The organism is Leucobacter chromiisoli, assembly GCF_016522505.1.
GTDB classification, from domain to species: domain Bacteria; phylum Actinomycetota; class Actinomycetes; order Actinomycetales; family Microbacteriaceae; genus Leucobacter; species Leucobacter chromiisoli.
Map to the genome: position 1 here is coordinate 53,421 of NZ_JAEHOH010000003.1, position 14,275 is coordinate 67,695.

The 14,275-nt window shown below is 70.2% G+C and carries 12 protein-coding genes; 3 read left to right on the forward strand and 9 right to left on the reverse strand.

The features are described 5' to 3' along the window. Nucleotides 1-37: 37 nt before the first annotated feature. The 6 genes from gap to uvrA all read right to left on the reverse strand — a co-directional run bounded on the left by gap (nucleotide 38) and on the right by uvrA (nucleotide 8,823). Nucleotides 38-1,039: a type I glyceraldehyde-3-phosphate dehydrogenase gene (gap, locus tag JD276_RS02990; protein ID WP_200113783.1), complete on the reverse strand. Its 1,002-nt coding sequence runs from the start codon at nucleotides 1,037-1,039 to the stop codon at nucleotides 38-40. Between the two features lie 132 nt (nucleotides 1,040-1,171). After that, nucleotides 1,172-1,801, reverse strand: a complete 630-nt coding sequence (locus JD276_RS02995) for a superoxide dismutase (RefSeq protein WP_200113784.1) — start codon at nucleotides 1,799-1,801, stop codon at nucleotides 1,172-1,174. A 105-nt stretch (nucleotides 1,802-1,906) separates the two neighbouring features. Further along, on the reverse strand, nucleotides 1,907-2,887 hold the full coding sequence (gene whiA, locus JD276_RS03000) for a DNA-binding protein WhiA (RefSeq protein WP_200113787.1): 981 nt from the start codon (nucleotides 2,885-2,887) through the stop codon (nucleotides 1,907-1,909). A gap of 55 nt (nucleotides 2,888-2,942) precedes the next feature. Further along, entirely contained in the window at nucleotides 2,943-3,818 is an 876-nt protein-coding gene (rapZ, locus tag JD276_RS03005; protein ID WP_200113788.1) for an RNase adapter RapZ, read from the reverse strand. After that, nucleotides 3,815-5,758 (reverse strand): excinuclease ABC subunit UvrC, encoded by a 1,944-nt coding sequence (gene uvrC / locus JD276_RS03010; protein ID WP_200113789.1) that lies wholly within the window; start codon nucleotides 5,756-5,758, stop codon nucleotides 3,815-3,817. The genes rapZ and uvrC overlap by 4 nt, the downstream gene beginning before the upstream one ends. Then, nucleotides 5,755-8,823, reverse strand: coding sequence for an excinuclease ABC subunit UvrA (gene uvrA, locus JD276_RS03015; RefSeq protein WP_307866417.1), 3,069 nt, complete (start codon nucleotides 8,821-8,823; stop codon nucleotides 5,755-5,757). The genes uvrC and uvrA overlap by 4 nt, the downstream gene beginning before the upstream one ends. Nucleotides 8,824-8,950: 127 nt before the next feature. Here uvrA and JD276_RS03020 point away from each other — a divergent pair, with 127 nt between their 5' ends. The 3 genes from JD276_RS03020 to JD276_RS03030 all read left to right on the forward strand — a co-directional run bounded on the left by JD276_RS03020 (nucleotide 8,951) and on the right by JD276_RS03030 (nucleotide 10,786). Further along, on the forward strand, nucleotides 8,951-9,589 hold the full coding sequence (locus tag JD276_RS03020; protein WP_200113790.1) for a hypothetical protein: 639 nt from the start codon (nucleotides 8,951-8,953) through the stop codon (nucleotides 9,587-9,589). Then, nucleotides 9,586-10,272, forward strand: coding sequence for a hypothetical protein (locus tag JD276_RS03025; protein WP_200113791.1), 687 nt, complete (start codon nucleotides 9,586-9,588; stop codon nucleotides 10,270-10,272). The genes JD276_RS03020 and JD276_RS03025 overlap by 4 nt, the downstream gene beginning before the upstream one ends. A gap of 85 nt (nucleotides 10,273-10,357) precedes the next feature. Then, nucleotides 10,358-10,786: a VOC family protein gene (locus JD276_RS03030; RefSeq protein ID WP_200113793.1), complete on the forward strand. Its 429-nt coding sequence runs from the start codon at nucleotides 10,358-10,360 to the stop codon at nucleotides 10,784-10,786. Here JD276_RS03030 and JD276_RS16285 read toward each other — a convergent pair. The 3 genes from JD276_RS16285 to JD276_RS03045 all read right to left on the reverse strand — a co-directional run bounded on the left by JD276_RS16285 (nucleotide 10,735) and on the right by JD276_RS03045 (nucleotide 14,273). Further along, nucleotides 10,735-11,487 carry a helix-turn-helix domain-containing protein gene (locus tag JD276_RS16285; RefSeq protein ID WP_307866418.1) on the reverse strand — a complete coding sequence of 251 codons (753 nt, stop codon included), beginning with the start codon at nucleotides 11,485-11,487 and terminating at the stop codon, nucleotides 10,735-10,737. The two genes, JD276_RS03030 and JD276_RS16285, sit on opposite strands and share 52 nt — an antisense overlap. A gap of 67 nt (nucleotides 11,488-11,554) precedes the next feature. Further along, nucleotides 11,555-13,633 (reverse strand): excinuclease ABC subunit UvrB, encoded by a 2,079-nt coding sequence (gene uvrB, locus JD276_RS03040; protein ID WP_200113795.1) that lies wholly within the window; start codon nucleotides 13,631-13,633, stop codon nucleotides 11,555-11,557. 94 nt (nucleotides 13,634-13,727) lie between these two features. Continuing rightward, nucleotides 13,728-14,273, reverse strand: a complete 546-nt coding sequence (locus JD276_RS03045) for a hypothetical protein (RefSeq protein WP_200113797.1) — start codon at nucleotides 14,271-14,273, stop codon at nucleotides 13,728-13,730. Nucleotides 14,274-14,275: the final 2 nt, after the last annotated feature.

Here is a 14,275-nt window from a genome sequence, read left to right on the forward strand (position 1 = left end):
CTCGGATGGGCCGCGGGGGCGGAGGTGACGTCGCAGCTCAGAGCTTCGACGCGACGTAGGCGGTGAGGTCGACGAGGCGGTTCGAGTAGCCCCACTCGTTGTCGTACCAGGCCGACACCTTCACGAGGTTGCCCGACACGTTCGTGAGGCCGGAGTCGAAGACGGCCGAGTGCGGGTTCTGCACGATGTCGGTGGAGACCAGCGGATCCTCCGAGTACTGGAGGTAGCCCGCGAGCGGCCCCTCGGCCGCGGCGCGGAAGGCGGCGTTGACCTCGTCGACGGTCAGGCCCTCGCGGGTGACGACGGTGAGGTCGACGATCGAGCCGGTGGGAACCGGGACGCGGTACGAGGAGCCGTCGAGCTTGCCCTCGAGCTCGGGCAGCACGAGGCCGATCGCCTTCGCGGCGCCGGTCGAGCTCGGGACGATGTTGATCGCCGCGGCGCGCGCGCGGCGCAGATCGCTGTGGGGGCTGTCCTGCAGCACCTGGTCGGCGGTGTAGGCGTGGGCGGTCATCATGAAGCCGCGCTCGATGCCGAAGGCCTCGTTGAAGGTGCCCGCGACCGGGGCGAGGCAGTTGGTGGTGCACGACGCGTTGGAGATCACGTGATCGTTCGCGGGATCGTAGCTCTCGTGGTTCACACCCATGACGAAGGTCGGGGCCTTGCCCGCGGGCGCCGAGACGATGACCTTCTTGGCGCCGGCCTTGATGTGGGCCTCGGCGGCCGGGACCGAGGTGAAGCGGCCGGTCGACTCGATGACGATGTCCACCCCGAGGTCGCCCCACGGCAGCGCAGCGGGGTCGCGCTCGGAGAGCACCTGGAAGGTGTCGCCGTTCACGGTGATCGAGTTCTCGTCGTGCGACACCTCGGCGTCGAGGACGCCTCCGACCGAGTCGTACTTGATGAGGTGCGCGAGAGTCGCGGTGTCGGTCAGATCGTTGACCGCTACGAGATCGAGATCCGCGCCCTTGCTCAGCGCTGCGCGGAGGTAGTTACGGCCGATGCGACCGAAACCGTTGATTGCGATACGTGTGCCCATTCACGTGCCTTCCAACTGTTGAGATGACCGGTGCGGATGTTCCCGCACCGCTGCACGGCGTCGCCGTGCGATCCGGCGGATGAGCCGGACGACGACGGGCGGGCCGGCCGTGAGGCCGACCCGCCCGCACGATTACGCGCCGAGCTGGATCAGGCCGGCCGACTGCGTGCGAGCCGCCTCGAAGCGCTTCGCGACGTCCTGCCAGTTGGCGATGTTCCAGAACGCCTTGACGTAGTCGGCGCGGACGTTGAGGTAGTCGAGGTAGTACGCGTGCTCCCAGACGTCGAGCATCAGCAGCGGGATCGTGCCGGCGGGGAGGTTGCCCTGCTGGTCGAAGAGCTGCACGATGTTCGGGCGCTGTCCCAGCGCGTCCCACGCGAGCACGGCCCAACCGGAGCCCTGCACGCCGAGCGCCGTCGCGGTGAAGTGCGCCTGGAACTTCTCGAAGGAGCCGAAGAACTCGTCGATCGCCGACGCCAGCTCGCCCTCGGGACGCTCGCCGCCCTCGGGCGACAGGTTGTTCCAGAAGATCGTGTGGTTGACGTGACCGCCCAGGTTGAAGGCGAGATCCTTCTCAAGCTTGTTCACGGCGGCGAGGTTCTCGGAGTCGCGCGCCTCGGCCAGCTGCTCCAGCGCGGTGTTCGCGCCGGTGACGTAGGCCTGGTGGTGCTTGTCGTGGTGCAGCTGCATGATCTTGCCGCTGATGTGCGGCTCGAGTGCGGCGTAGTCGTAAGGAAGCTCGGGAAGTGTGTACGCAGCCATGTGGTGCTCCTTCTTCTGTATCTTCTTCGGGTTCACACCCAGTCTATGCCTCGCGGATCGGGAGGGAGAGGGCGGCGGCCGTTCTTCGCGGGATTCGCGCAGGCGTCACAGCGCGTCGAGCTCCTCGGGCAGGCTCGCCTCGGTGCCCGGGATGCCGCGCGACTCGGCCTCCTTGTCGGCCATCGCGAGCAGCCGGCGGATGCGGCCGGCGATCGCGTCCTTCGTGAGCGGCGGCTCCGCGCGTGCGCCGAGGTCGTCGAGGCTCGCCTCGCGGTGGGTGAGCCGCAGCTGCCCCGCATAGCGGAGGTGCTCCGGGACCTCCTCGCCGAGGATCTCGAGCGCCCGCTCGACGCGCGCGCACGCCGCGACGGAGGCCTGCGCCGAGCGGCGGAGGTTCGCGTCGTCGAAGTTGACGAGCCGGTTCGCCGTCGCTCGCGTCTCGCGCGCGCGACGCAGCTCGTCCCAGGCGTTGCGCGCCTGTTCGGCGCCCATGGCCCCCAGCATCTCGCCGATCGCCTCGCTGTCGCGGATGATCACCTTGTGCTGGCCCCTGATCTCGCGGCTCTTCGTCTGCACCCCGAACCTGCTGGCGGCGCCGACGAGCGCCATGGCGACCTCGCTGGTGGGGCACACGATCTCGAGGCTCGCCGAGCGGCCGGGCGGGGTGATCGAACCGCGCGCCAGGAAGGCGCCGCGCCAGATGGCGGTGAGCTCGCCGGGGGCGCCGGTCGTGAGCCGGTTCGGAAGCCCGCGGATCTGCCTGCGGCGCGGGTCGAGCAGGCCGAGCTGACGGGCGAGGGTCTCGCCGTCGAGCACGCGCACGAGGAACTGCGGCGCTCCCGGCCGGGTGCTGGTGGGGGGAAGCTGCTTCGCCTCGGAGCGCACGCCGTAGAGCTCCGCGAGGTCCTTCCGCACCCGCTGCACGATCTGGGGGGTGTGCAGCTCGGCCTCGAGGGCGATGCGGCCCGAGATGGTGTGCAGACCGCCCGACAGCCTGAGAATCGTCGCGACTTCCGCGACTCGCTCGCCGGTCCGCTGCGCCGGTACTCGAACGAGTTCGCTCTTGACGTCGGGGGTCGAAGGCACGGGTGATCCTCTCACTAGATGAAGACTGGGGTGGCGCGGGCGGCCCCGCGCGGCGCTACTCGCGACCGAGGTCGCGGTGGCGCAGGCTGACGCTCACGCCCGGGAGACCGGCGAGCCGATCGGCCAGCTCGCGGGCCATGGCCACCGAGCGGTGCTTGCCGCCGGTGCAGCCTACCGCAAGGGAGGCGTGCCGCTTGTTCTCGCGCTGGAACCCCGCCAGCACGGGGGCCAGCGCGGCGACGTAGCTGTCGAGGAACTCCGCCGCGCCCTCGCGGCTCATCACATAGTCCTTCACTTCGGCGTCGACGCCGGTGAGGGGTCGGAGTTCGGGCTCCCAGAAGGGGTTCGGGAGGAACCGCATGTCGGCCATCAGATCGACATCGGTCGGGGAGCCGTACTTGAAGCCGAAGCTCTGCACCGAGAGCTGCAGCCCGGGGGTGTCGTCGTCCGAGAAGAGCTCCCGGGTGGCCGTCGAGAGGTCGTGCACGTTGTATCGCGAGGTGTCGATGACGACGTCGCTGGAGGCGCGCAGCTCCTGGAGGCGCTCCCGCTCCAGCCGGATCCCCTCGAGCAGGCTGCCCTCGCCCTGCAGTGGATGCGGGCGGCGCACCGACTCGTAGCGGCGCACGAGGATCTCATCGGTGGCGTCGAGGAAGATGACGCGCACCGTGGCCGAGCCGCGCAGATCCCGGACCGTCTCCTGGATGTCGGCGAAGAGGTCGCGGCCGCGGACGTCGACCACCGCCGCGATGCGGGGCAGCGCGCCGCCGGATCGGTCGGCCATGTCCGCGAGCGTCTTCAGCATGGGCAGCGGCAGGTTGTCGACCACGTACCAGCCCAGATCCTCGAGCACGTTCGCCACGGTGCTGCGGCCCGCTCCCGACATGCCGGTGACGATGAGGATCTCTTGCTCGGATGCGTTCTCGTTCACTCCCCGCCTCCTCCTGCGTCGTCCACTGCCGCGTCTTCGTTCCGAACTTCAATCTTAGCGCTTCCGGCGGGCTCCCGAGCCGCACCGGACCGGGCCAGGTGCTGCAGGATCTGCTCCGCGAGGCGGGGGCCCACGCCGGGGGCCGAGGCGATCTCCTCGGCCGTGGCCGCGCGCAGGCGGGTCACCGAGCCGAAGTGCTTGAGCAGGCCCTGCACGCGCTTCGGCCCGAGGCCCGGGACGTCGGCGAGCTGGCTCGCGATCGCCGTGCTGCGGCGCTGCCTCTGGAAGGTGATGGCGAAGCGGTGCGCCTCGTCGCGGATGCGCTGGACGAGGAAGAGCGCGTCGCTCGTGCGGGGCAGGATCACGGGGAACGGATCGGCCGGCAGCCAGATCTCCTCGAGGCGCTTGGCCACGCCGCAGAGCGCGATGTCGTCGATGCCGGCCTCCGCCAGCGCGCGGGCCGCGGCCTTCACCTGCGGCTCGCCGCCGTCCACGATGATCAGCTGCGGCCGGTCCCGGTACACGCCGCTCGGCTGCTCGCCCGCCCTCCGGGCGTGGTCGAGCTGCGCGGCGCGGCGGGAGACGACCTGGTGGATGGAGTCGGTGTCGTCGCGCGTCTGCTCGATCCGGTACTTGCGGTACGCCCCCTTCGCGGGCAGCCCGTCCTCGAACACGACGAGGGAGGCGACGACGCCCGTGCCCTGCAGGTGCGAGACGTCGATGCACTCGATCCGCAGCGGCGGCTCGTCCATGCCGAGCGCGTTCTGCAGCTCCGCGAGCGCGTCGGTCCGAGCCGTGAGATCCGCCGCGCGCTTGAGCTTGTGCCGGATCAGGTGCTCCCCCGCGTTGAGCACCGCCCGCTCCATGAGCCGCGCCTTGTCCCCGCGCTCCGGCACGCGCACGCGTACGCGCCCCCGGCGCGGCCGCTTGCGCCCGAGCGCCTCCTCGAGCGCCTCCGCGTCGCCCGGCAGCTCGGGAACGAGCACCTGGGGCGGCGGCTCGCTCTGCTCGTAGGCCGACTGGATGACCTGCTCGAGCAGCGTCTCCGGGGAATCGTCGAGCTCGACGTCGACGACCCAGCTGCGCTCGCCCCGGATCCTGCCGCCGCGCACGATGAACTGGTGCGCCGCGGCCGAGAGCTCGTCGGCCCGCAGGCCGAACACGTCGAGGTTGACGTCGAGGCCGAGCACGATCGCGTTCTTCTCCATCACGTGCTCGACGGCCTGTATCTGGTCGCGCAGCCGCGCGGCGTCCTCGTAGCGCTGCTGCTCGGCCGCCTCGCGCATGCTCCGCTGCAGGGCCCGCAGGTGCGAGGTGTCGTTGCCGCCGAGGAAGGACACGAGCTGGTTCACCCGCTCGCGGTGCTCATCGATCGTGATCAGCTGCGAGCAGGGGCCGTGGCAGCGCCCGATCTGCCCCGCGAGGCAGGGGCGACCCGACTCCATCGCGCGCCGGTAGTCGCCGTCGTTGCAGGTGCGGATCGGGAACGCCTGCTGGAGCAGGCCCGCCGTCTCGCGCAGCGCCCACACCTTCGGGTACGGGCCGAAGTACTTGGCGCCGCGGATCCGCTCGTTGCGGGTGATGATGAGGCGCGGGGCCTCCTCCCTCAGCGTCACCGCCAGGTAGGGATAGGTCTTGTCGTCCTTGAACTGGACGTTGAAGGGCGGCTTGTACTCCGTGATCCAGGTGTGCTCGAGGATCAGCGATTCGGTGTCGGTCGCGACCACGGTCCAGTCGAGCTTCGCCGCGAGCGAGAGCATGTGCCGGGTGCGCGGCATGAGCGAGTGCATCGGCTGGAAGTAGTTGGCGAGGCGCGCGCGCAGGTTCTTCGCCTTGCCGATGTACAGCACCCGGCCGTACTTGTCCGAGAACCGGTAGACGCCCGGGCTGGTCGGGATCTCCCCCGCGGCCGGGCGGAACGAGGATCGGTGGTCGGTCACGCCGAGACCTTCACCGCCCGCTCGGTCCGCTCGTCGCCCTGCTCGTTCCGGAGTTCGCGCCCGCCACGACCGGCCCCGTCGGCCCCGCCGGATTCCTTCCCGTCGGCCCGGCTGGATCCCTTCCGGTCGGCCCGGCCGGACTTCTCGGCGGCCGCGCGCGCCGACTTGGCGGCCCACCCGCTCAGCACCTCGGCGAGGAAGCGGCCCGTGTGGCTCTCGGGGTGCTTCGCCACCTGCTCGGGGGTGCCCTCCGCGACGATGGTGCCTCCGCCGGATCCGCCCTCGGGGCCGAGATCGATCACCCAGTCGGCGCTGCGGATCACGTCGAGATTGTGCTCGATCGTGATGACGGTGTTGCCCTTGTCGACGAGGCCGTTCAGCACGAGGAGGAGCTTGCGCACATCCTCGAAGTGCAGGCCCGTGGTGGGCTCGTCGAGCACGTAGATGCTGCGCCCGTTGGAGCGCTTCTGCAGCTCGGTGGCGAGCTTCACGCGCTGGGCCTCGCCGCCCGAGAGCGTCGTGGCGCTCTGGCCCAGGCGCACGTAGCCGAGGCCCACGTCGACGAGCGTCTTCATGTAGCGGTGGATGCTCGTGATCGGCCGGAAGAACTCCTCGGCCTCCGCGATGGGCATCTCGAGCACCTCGGAGATGTTCTTGCCCTTGTACCGCACCTGCAGCGTCTCGCGGTTGTAGCGCTTGCCGTGGCAGGCCTCGCACGCGACGTAGACGTCGGGGAGGAAGTTCATCTCGATCTTCAGGGTGCCGTCGCCCGAGCAGGCCTCGCAGCGGCCGCCCTTCACGTTGAAGCTGAAACGGCCGGCGAGGTAGCCGCGGGTCTTCGCCTCGGGAGTGTCCGCGAAGAGGGTGCGGATCTTGTCGAACACGCCCGTGTAGGTGGCCGGGTTCGAGCGCGGCGTCCGGCCGATGGGCGCCTGATCGACGTGCACGACCTTGTCGAGATGCTCGAGCCCCGTGACGCGGGTGTGCTTGCCCGGTACCTGACGCGCGCCGTTCAGCTGGTTGGCGAGCACCTTGTACAGGATGTCGTTGACCAGCGTGGACTTGCCGGATCCGGAGACCCCGGTGACCGCCGTCATGACGCCGAGCGGGAACACGGCGTCGACGTTCTTGAGGTTGTTCGAGCGCGCCCCGATCACCTTCAGCTGACGGTTCTTGTCGCGCTTGCGGCGGCGCTTGGGGGTCTCGATGCTGCGCCGCCCGGCGAGGTATTCGCCGGTGATCGACGCGCGGTTGCCGAGCAGGTCGGCGTAGTCGCCCGAGTGCACGACCGTGCCGCCCTCTACGCCCGCGCCGGGGCCGATGTCGACGATCCAGTCGGCGGCCTCGATCGTCTCCTCGTCGTGCTCGACGACGATGAGGGTGTTGCCGAGATCCCGCAGCTTGAGCAGCGTCTCGATGAGGCGGCGGTTGTCGCGCTGATGCAGGCCGATGCTGGGCTCGTCGAGCACGTAGAGCACGCCCGTCAGCCCCGAGCCGATCTGCGTCGCGAGCCTGATGCGCTGCGCCTCCCCGCCGGAGAGCGTGCCTGCCGCTCGCGCGAGCGTGAGGTAGCCGAGGCCGACCTCGATGAGGAAGTCGAACCGGAGGCGGATCTCGCGCAGCACCTGGGCGGCGATCCTCGCCTCGCGCTCGGTCAGGGTGACCTCCGCGAAGAATCGCTGGGCGTCGGTGAGGCTGAACTCGGTGACGCCGGCGATGGACTCGCCGTTCACGGTGACCGCGAGCACCTCGGGCTTGAGCCGCTGGCCGTGGCAGGCGTGGCAGGGCACCTCGCGCAGGAACTCGGCCCAGCGATCCCGCTTGTTGTCGGACTCGGCCTCGGCGTACTGGCGCTCGATGAACGGGATGACCCCCTCGAACCCGGAGGTGTACTTGACCTCACGGCCGAATCGGTTCTTCCAGCGCACGTTGACCTTGAAGTCGTTGCCGTAGAGCACGGCCTCCTTGACCGCGTCGTCGAGATCGGCCCACGGCGTGTCGAGCGAGAAGTCGAGATCCCGGGCCAGGCCGAAGAGCAGCTTCTCGTAGTACTGGTAGAGGCTCTTGCCCTGGCTGGTCCACGGGATGATGACGCCCTCGGCGATGGACAGCTCGGGATCTCCGAGCACCAGGTCCTCGTCGACCGACATGCTGGTGCCGAGGCCCGAGCAGGTCGGGCAGGCGCCGAAGGGGGCGTTGAAGGAGAAGGTGCGCGGCTCGATCTCCGTCAGCTGCACGGGGTGCTGGTTGGGGCACGAGAGGTGCTCGGAGAACACCTGCGTGCGATCCCCCGCCTTCGCATCGCGATCGACGAAATCGATGACCACGAGCCCGCCGGCGAGCTTGAGCGCCGTCTCGAGCGAATCGGTGAGTCGGCCGAGGCCCTCGGGGTCGGCGACCAGCCGGTCGACGACGACGGAGATGTCGTGCTTGACCTGCTTCTTCAGCTTCGGCGGATCCGAGAGCTGGATCATCTCGCCGTCGACCACGGCGCGGGAGTAGCCGCTCGCCGCGAGATCCTGGAGGAGATCGACGAACTCCCCCTTCTTCTTGCTGACGACGGGGGCGAGCACCTGGTACCGGGTGCGCTCGGGCAGTTCCATCAGCTGATCCGCGATCTGCTGCACGGTCTGGGACGCGATCCGCTCGCCGCAGACCGGGCAGTGGGGCACGCCGACGCGCGCCCAGAGCAGACGCATGTAGTCGTAGATCTCGGTGATGGTGCCGACCGTGGAGCGCGGATTGCGGTTCGTCGACTTCTGATCGATGCTCACCGCCGGACTCAGGCCCTCGATGAAGTCGACGTCGGGGCGGTCCACCTGGCCGAGGAACTGGCGCGCGTAGGCGCTGAGGCTCTCGACGTATCGACGCTGGCCCTCGGCGAAGATCGTGTCGAACGCCAGGCTCGACTTGCCGCTTCCGGAGAGCCCGGTGAACACCACCATGGAGTCCCGCGGGATCGCCAGGTCGACGTCCTGCAGATTGTGTACTCGGGCTCCCTGCACGCTGATCCGGGCGTGAGCGGCCGAGGAGCGGATGGGGGAAGGGGTGCTCTGCGAAGTCACTCCCCCATCCTACGGCTTCGCGTCTGAGAATTCGAACATATGTGCGAGACCGTGCGGAAGCGCCGCGGGTGGCCGTCGACCCGATTTGCGGGTATTATCGATGCAAGGGAACGAAAGGATAGGGCGAATGTCCATAGCGCAGCTCCCCCGGCCCGCGGGTCGGGATCGACGGGTCGGTGCACGTCGCTCCGAGCGGGATCGGTTGGTCGCGCTGGTCACCCAGATCGAGGACGACCGGCTGGACGTCGCCGCCGACCTGCTCGCGGAGATCGTGGCGCAGCAGCGCAGGGGCACCCGGAGCCTCACGACCTCCGATCTCTCGGCGCTCCGACGCCTCGGGGTCCACGAGGCCGATCTGAGCGAGTCGACGGCGCTTCCCGCCACGGTGCGCAGCCGTCTCTGGGAGCGGCAGTTCGCCGAGGACAGCATCACGGTCTCCGAGGCCTCCGAGCGGCTCGGAGTCACGCCGGCGCGCGTGCGCCAGCGCTGCGCCGAGGGCACGCTCCTCGCGCAGCGGCGCTCCGACGGCTGGCACCTGCCGCTGTTCCAGTTCCCCGAGGGGCGCGAGGTGCGGGGCTGGGCGAGCGTCGCGCGCTCGATCCCCCAGGGCACTCCCCTGCTGCTCGTCGAGCGCGTCCTCACCTCCCCGTCGCCGCGACTGGCGACGGATGAGGAGGAACTGGCGCCGCTCGAGTGGCTCGCCCAGGGCGGCGACCCCTCGCTCGCGGCGGCCGCCGTCGACGACGCCCTGAACCGCCTGCCGTGAGCGAGTTCCTCCCGGCCCCCGATCCGGGGAGGTTCCCGCCACTCGACCGCGATCCCAGCTGGGTGCGGGAGGTGCCCGCGGGCACCGCGCTCGCCCGCATCTTCCGCGCGGGAGGCGAGCACCCCGCGGAGTGGTTCGAGTTCCGCGAGTTCGGCCCGCTCGACGCGCGATTCGATCCGCACCCCGAACCGATCGGCGAGCACCCCGGCTGCGGGGTCATGTACGCGGTGCTGGAGGGCGAGGCCGATCCCTCCGGGGGCGCCGAGGTGCCGCACGATTCCGCCTTCGCCGCGTGCGTGCTCGAGGTGTTCCAGCAGTTCCGGATCGTGCGCCGCAGCGCGGGGGCGCCGACGCTGGTGACCTTAGAACTCGCCCGACCGATCCGGCTGCTCGATCTGAGCGACAGCGACTGGATCGCCGTCGCGGGCGGCAACGCCGCCATCGCGTCGGGCGAGCGCTCCCGTTCCCGGGAGTGGGCCCGGGCGATCGCCCGCGCCCACCCCGAGCTGGACGGGGTGCTCGCCGCGTCCTCACTGGTGCCGACCGCCCGGGTCGCCGCGCTCTGGAACGGGGCCGTCGACGCGCTGCCCGAGCACCCGCTCTCCCTGCTCCGACTCGACCGGGAGGAGCTCACCCCGGTCATCGACGCCGTGGCCGAGCGGTACCGGTACACGCTGCTGTGACGCGGGGCCGCGAGCCGCACCGCGTTCGTCGACGATGTCCGTTTCGTTCAATCGGGAGCGCCGATCGCGGCGTACGCTGACGTCCATGACTCTCGCATTCGACTTCATCGGCATCGTCACCGGCGACCTTCCCGCCTCGCTGGCCTTCTACCGCTCCCTCGGAGTGGACGTCCCCGACGGCCAGGAGGGGGCGCCGCACGTGGAGGCGCGACTCCCCGGCGGCATGACGCTGGCCTGGGATCCCGTCGAGACCGTCCGGGGGTTCATCCCCGGGTACGAGCTGCCGGCGGGTGAGAATCGCATCGGCTTCGCGTTCCGAGCGGAGAGCCCGGAAGAGGTGGACCGCGTCTACGCCCGGATCGTCGCCGCGGATGAGCGGGCCGGGCAGACGAAGCCCTGGGACGCCCCCTGGGGCCAGCGCTACGCGACGGTGCTCGACCCCGACGGGAACTCGATCGACCTCTATGCGCCGCTGCCGGCGCCTTCGAGCGGTGAGCCGCCGGCAGCGAGCTGAGCGGGGCTGGCGCCGATCATCCGTCGGAACTCCCGCGTGAGGTGCGGCTGGTCGGCGTACCCGGCGAGCTGGGCCGCGGTGGCGGGAGACGAGCCCGCCAGGATCAGTCTGCGGGCGCGCTCGGCCCGCAGCACCCGCCGCAGGGCTGCGTAGCCGTAGCCGAACGCCTGCAGCATGCGCCGGCGCAGCTGCCGTTCGGAGTAGCCCAGTCGCCTGGCGAGCCGGTCAGCCGGCTCCCCGCGCGCGGCGGCCGCCCTGGCCTCCCGCGTCCAGTCCAGGTCGGCGAGGTCGAGAGCCAGGTCGAGCGTGCGCGGCACCTCGAGCGCCGCGGCGCGGAACCGCTCTCGCCGCCTCGCCGGATCGGCGTCTCCCGAGAGGCGGGCCGCCCGCTCGACCGTGCTGTCGGCGGAGGCTGTCAGGAGCCCTCGCAGAGCGGCTTCGCCGCGGTTCCGCAGCGGTCGCGGAAGAAACTCGCGGGCCGGCACGAGTCGATCCCGGAGCTGCTGCGGATCGACCCCGAGCGCCGCCCCGGCGCGCCCGGGAGGGAAGCGCAGCCCGACCGTGTCGGTGCCGTCACCGCCCCGGGCCAGCAGCCAGCGGGTGGAGGGACCGGCGATGAGGAGCTCGTCGTCGCGCAGGACGATGTCGGCGCAGCCGTCCGCCCGGATCACGCTCGCGCGGCTCTCGGGTTCGGGTGCCACTGCCCAGACGGTGCCGAGCCCTGGGATCCCACTCTCGCGGTACACGGCGGTCTCCGCCCGTCGCCCTCTAGAGATGCCCCGCCGAGTCCATGCTGCGAAGCTCCCGTTTCAACTCGGCGACCTCGTCGCGCAGCCGCGCCGCGAGCTCGAACTTCAGCTCCTCCGCGGCGGCCAGCATCTGGTCGTTGAGGTCCGTGATGAGCTCCTCGAGCTTCGCCGCGCCCTCGCCGGCGATCGCGCCCGCCCGCGCCGCGGCCTTTCCCCTGGCGCGCTGCGGCGACCCCTGCTTGCCGCCGCGCGAACCGAGGACATCCTGGGTGTCGGCGGCTTCGCGCGCCAGCATCTCGGTGATGTCGCCGATCTTCTTGCGGAGCGGCTGCGGGTCGATGCCGTGCTCGGTGTTGTAGGCGATCTGGATCTCGCGTCGCCGATTGGTCTCGTCGATCGCCTCCCGCATCGATCGTGTGACGGTGTCGGCGTACATGTGCACCTGGCCGGAGACGTTGCGCGCGGCGCGGCCGATGGTCTGGATCAGCGAGGTCGAGGAGCGCAGGAAGCCCTCCTTGTCGGCGTCGAGGATCGACACCAGCGAGACCTCGGGAAGGTCGAGGCCCTCTCGGAGCAGGTTGATGCCCACGAGCACGTCGAACACGCCCGAGCGCAGCTCGGTGAGCAGCTCGACCCGCTTGAGCGTGTCGACGTCGGAGTGGAGGTAGCGGACCCGGATGCCGGCCTCCTCCATGAACGTGGTGAGCTGCTCCGCCATCTTCTTCGTGAGGGTGGTGACGAGGACGCGCTCGTCGCGCTCCGCGCGCACGCGCACCTCCTCGAGGAGGTCGTCGATCTGCCCCTCCGACGGCTTCACCACGATCTCGGGGTCGATGAGGCCCGTGGGGCGGATGATCTGCTCGACCACCCCGTCCGCGAGATCCATCTCGTACTTGCCGGGCGTCGCCGAGAGGTAGACGGTCTGCCCCACCCGTTCCGTGAACTCCTGGAACTTGAGCGGCCGGTTGTCGAGAGCGCTCGGCAGGCGGAAGCCGTGATCGACCAGCGTCCGCTTGCGGGAGGCATCGCCCTCGTACATCGCCCCGATCTGCGGCACGGTCACGTGCGACTCGTCGATGACCACGAGGAAGTCGTCGGGGAAGTAGTCGAGCAGGCAGTGCGGCGCCTCCCCCGGTCGGCGGCCGTCGATGTGGCGGGAGTAGTTCTCGATGCCCGAGCAGAACCCGATCTGCTCCATCATCTCGAGGTCGAAGGTGGTGCGCATGCGCAGGCGCTGCTCCTCGACCAGCTTGTTCTGCTGCTTCAGCTCCTTCGTGCGCCAGTCGAGCTCCTCCGCGATGGTGCCCATCGCGCGGTTCATGACGTTTCGGCTCGCCACGTAGTGCGAGCCGGGGAACACCGAGACCGTCTCGACGCGCTTGATCACGTCGCCCGTGAGGGGATGCAGGTAGTAGAGCGCCTCGATCTCGTCCCCGAAGAACTCGATGCGGATCGCCAGCTCCTCGTACATCGGGATGATCTCGACTGTGTCGCCGCGCACGCGGAAGTTGCCGCGCACGAACTCGATGTCGTTGCGCTGGTACTGCATGTCGACGAAGCGGCGCAGCAGCACGTCGCGATCCAGCCGATCGCCCACGGCGAGGGGCACCATCGCCTCGTAGTACTCCTCGGGCTTGCCGAGACCGTAGATGCAGGAGACCGTCGAGACGACGACCACGTCACGGCGGCTCAGGAGCGCGTTCGTCGTCGAGTGCCGCAGGCGCTCGACCTCGGCGTTGACCGACGAGTCCTTCTCGATGAAGGTGTCCGTCTGGGGCACGTAGGCCTCGGGCTGGTAGTAGTCGTAGTAGCTGACGAAGTACTCGACCGCGTTGTTCGGCAGCAGCTGCCGGAACTCGCTCGCGAGCTGAGCGGCGAGGGTCTTGTTGTGGGCGAGGATGAGCGTCGGCCGCTGCACCTGCTCGATCAGCCAGGCCGTCGTGGCCGACTTGCCCGTGCCCGTCGCGCCGAGCAGCACGATGTCGGTCTCGCCGGCGTTGATCCGCTGGGCGAGCTCCTCGATGGCGACCGGCTGGTCGCCGCTCGGCTCGTACTCGCTGACCACCTCGAAGGGGCGAACGCTGCGCGTGGTTTCCATGTGTTCGAGGGTACTCCGGACCTCTGACATCGAGGCTGGCAAGACCCCGGTCGACGCCGCGGCCCGCGACCTTCTCGGGCCGTCCCGCGGCGGCTCAGATCTGCGCGAGCAGGCCCTTCCACACGGGGCGCCAGTACTCGATGGCGCTCGCGGAGTCGAGCCTCGAGTGGACGAGGCCGACGGACGCCTTGCCCTCGGTCTTGTCGGTGATGTTCACGGAGACGCGGGTGCCGTCCGAGAGCGGGGCGCGCCAGTACCGCCACTTCTCCGTGCCCGAGGTCGAGGCGCCGCCGTCGAGCGGCACTCCCCCGAACTCGTCGCGACCCTCCACGAGCTCCAGCCACGCGCGCAGGGCCTCGTCCTTGTCGCGCCGCACCGTACGCGTCGTCGAGAGCTGGAAGTCGCCGTCGCAGGTCTGACCCGGGACGCGCAGGCCCGCGTGCTGCTCGAATGCGACGGCGGTGCCCTGAGCCCACCACTCGCGTCGCTCGACCGACTCCGGCATGAGCTCGAGGGCGAGGCGCGCGATGTCGGTGTGGGTCAGATCGCGCGCTCCGGACCGCTCCAGGAGCTCCACCCACTCCTCCCAGGCCCGACCGGTTCCGGTGGAGATCGCCGAGGTGTTCGATGCGTTGACCATGC

What these genes read in the sequence shown, in the direction of transcription:
- JD276_RS03020 (WP_200113790.1), top strand. Translation starts at nt 8,951, where the DNA reads ATGTCCATAGCGCAGCTCCCCCGGCCCGCGGGTCGGGATCGACGGGTC.
- JD276_RS03045 (WP_200113797.1), bottom strand. Translation starts at nt 14,273, where the DNA reads ATGGTCAACGCATCGAACACCTCGGCGATCTCCACCGGAACCGGTCGG.
- JD276_RS03030 (WP_200113793.1), top strand. Translation starts at nt 10,358, where the DNA reads ATGACTCTCGCATTCGACTTCATCGGCATCGTCACCGGCGACCTTCCC.
- JD276_RS02995 (WP_200113784.1), bottom strand. Translation starts at nt 1,801, where the DNA reads ATGGCTGCGTACACACTTCCCGAGCTTCCTTACGACTACGCCGCACTC.
- uvrB (WP_200113795.1), bottom strand. Translation starts at nt 13,633, where the DNA reads ATGGAAACCACGCGCAGCGTTCGCCCCTTCGAGGTGGTCAGCGAGTAC.
- gap (WP_200113783.1), bottom strand. Translation starts at nt 1,039, where the DNA reads ATGGGCACACGTATCGCAATCAACGGTTTCGGTCGCATCGGCCGTAAC.